The sequence below is a fragment of the Streptomyces sp. genome (genome assembly GCF_035563135.1).
In the GTDB taxonomy this organism is placed as follows: Bacteria; Actinomycetota; Actinomycetes; order Streptomycetales; family Streptomycetaceae; genus Streptomyces.
Map to the genome: position 1 here is coordinate 1 of NZ_DATMVN010000054.1, position 2,220 is coordinate 2,220.

3 protein-coding genes and 1 pseudogene are annotated in these 2,220 nt (G+C 69.5%); 2 read left to right on the forward strand and 2 right to left on the reverse strand.

Going from position 1 to position 2,220, the window contains the following annotated elements:
- Positions 1-392 precede the first annotated feature (392 nt).
- Positions 393-668 carry a hypothetical protein gene (locus VN520_RS02320; protein ID WP_325745131.1) on the forward strand — a complete coding sequence of 92 codons (276 nt, stop codon included), beginning with the start codon at positions 393-395 and terminating at the stop codon, positions 666-668.
- Here the strand turns inward: VN520_RS02320 and VN520_RS02325 are convergent.
- Positions 646-1,026 (reverse strand): hypothetical protein, encoded by a 381-nt coding sequence (locus tag VN520_RS02325; RefSeq protein WP_414719753.1) that lies wholly within the window; start codon positions 1,024-1,026, stop codon positions 646-648. The genes VN520_RS02320 and VN520_RS02325 overlap by 23 nt on opposite strands.
- A gap of 119 nt (positions 1,027-1,145) precedes the next feature.
- Positions 1,146-1,616, reverse strand: a complete 471-nt coding sequence (locus tag VN520_RS02330) for a DUF6326 family protein (protein WP_325745132.1) — start codon at positions 1,614-1,616, stop codon at positions 1,146-1,148.
- A gap of 215 nt (positions 1,617-1,831) precedes the next feature.
- Between VN520_RS02330 and VN520_RS02335 the strand changes: the two are divergent.
- Positions 1,832-2,220, forward strand: a pseudogene (locus tag VN520_RS02335) (hypothetical protein); the annotation flags it as partial.

The window sequence follows — 2,220 nt, forward strand, 5'->3', positions numbered from 1 at the left end:
CACCAGGACCGAGCCCTCGTAGGGCTGGTGGAGCGACCTTCGGAACTGAGCGTGCAAGCGTCCTGCACGTGGTGACCGGGCGAGCGAGCCGCCCCGCCCGCGCAGCGTGTCGGTAGAGGGCACCAGGTGAACGGTCCGCCAGACCCCGCCGGGCTCGGCACGAGCCCGGACGGGGCGGTCGGCGACCCTGCCGCCGGCTTCCCGAGAGCTCGTGACGAATATGCCGGCCGCCCGCCAGAGCTGCAGCTCGAGGACCAGCGGCTCGTGCGGCCTGCCCCGGCTGGACCAGCACGGTCACGGTGGCGCCGTAGGGCCGGCGTCGCGGTGTCGCTCACCCGAACGCTCGGACGCGCCGCTTGCGCCCGCCGACGTGGACGGGTGAGGTCGGCAGCGTGGACGTCTTCCGAGCGGCGGAGCTGTCTGACGATCGGCAGGAGCTCGCGGAGGCCGTGTACCTGCTCGTGGCACCCGGCGACAGCGAAATGCTCGCGCTCGCGGCCGAACGGCTGGGTCTGACTCCGGCCACCAGGGCGGCCCTCGGCGAGCCCGCGCGGTCTGCGCGGGCTGACCTGACTCCCGACTCGGTGGTCCTCACTCTGTGGAGGATCGACGCTCGGGGCCCGCGCCCCGATCCGGGAATCCGGATCAGTTGGTCGGGGGTATTGTGAAGGTGGCGGACGGCGGAGTTTCGATGACCTCGCCGACCCGGGAGGCCTTGATGTTGTGGGTGGCGGCCATGGCGCGCAGATGCGAGCGGGCGCTGCGGCCGGGGTGCACGGCGCTTGCCTCCAGCAGGGCGCCGACCTCGCGTAGCGGGCACGGTGCTGCCGGTATTACTGGCCGTTGACGGTAACGGCGCCCGACGCCGGCCGGTCCAGTCCCATGATCATGCGCATGGGTCCTGGACTTGCTGGCGCCGTTCGGGCCGAGGAACACGGTGACGGTCCCGGGCGGGATCGTGAAGCTGAGGGAGTGCACGGCGGTGGTGTCGCCGTACCGCTTGGGCAGCTCATGCGCCTCGATCATGACGGGAACCGTTCTGGGGGATGGGATGGGATCGGACCGAGCTCAGCAGCGAACGCTGAGGCAGGTGACCGTGCCCGCGGGTGGCGCGAGCGAAGGATGGTCGGACGCGGGGCGGGCAGTCACGCCTGCTGCGGCGTGCGGAGTGGCTCGCTGTCGAGGCTGACTGCCAGGGTCGCCGGTGATGCGGTGCGGCGTGGCCAAGTCCAGGCGGAGCGCAGGATGAAGGCCAGGAGCAGCAGCTCGATTCCGATGGAGAGGCCGTAGAAGAGGGCCCAGTCCCAGGACTCACCTAGCGCGTTGATCATCGAGTAGGGGATGTACAGCGATGCAACGGCGAGGTTCGTGGCGCGGTTCACCCGGGCGGGAAGCGTCATGGAGAGCATCACCATCAGGGCCGGGATCGCCACGGACGCGAGCATCATCGTCAACAACGCCGGGCTGATGTCGAGCACAAAGATGACGCCGGCGCGGAGGTCGTCGATGACGCCGGGCTTGTGAAGGTGGAAGTAGTCGACGTAGATGTACAGGAACATGAAGCTGGTCCACGCTGCTGCGAGTTTCGCCTGCACGGGGATGCTCAGATCTTCCAAGGCGCTGTGGGATCGCCGATTCTCTCGTGCGGTGTGGGATTGAGGCGTTCTCATCACAAGGCTCCTTGGCTTGATCGGGTGGGTGCTTCCACCCTCACGGCTGCCGGCGGCGGGCACATCAGCCCCGGAGCCTGATTCGACCTGGCCGTTGGCACAGCCGAGCTCCTGTACTTTCGGCTGATACGCCGAGCCCGGGGGCTGCCTAGGCTGATCAGATGGCCAGCAGCGCACTGCGCTCGTTGTGGGCCGAACCTCGACCCACGAATGCCCCGGACCGGGAGCCGCGGGACTGGGCTTTGGTCGCAGCGCTGGTCGGCTGGTCCGTGGGAGAAGTGGTGTTTCGCCAGGACCTGGCGCCCCGCCCGGTGCTGCTGCTCTACGCGCTCGCGGTCATCGGCCCGTTGCCGTGGCGGCGCACGCACCCGCTCGTCGCGGTTGCGGTCTGCTTCGGCACGTTGACGACCGTCGACGTCGTCAGAATCGTCACCGGGTCGCAAGGCGCCCCGCTGAACAGCACGGCCGCGGCGCTGCTCCTGGCCTACGCCCTGTTCCGGTGGGGCTCCGGTCGGGAAGCCGCAAGCGGCCTCGGCGTCATCCTGCTCTG

Bases quoted from the DNA above. Each gene is read 5' to 3' on its own strand.
- VN520_RS02325 (WP_414719753.1), bottom strand. From the start codon at position 1,026: ATGATCGAGGCGCATGAGCTGCCCAAGCGGTACGGCGACACCACCGCC.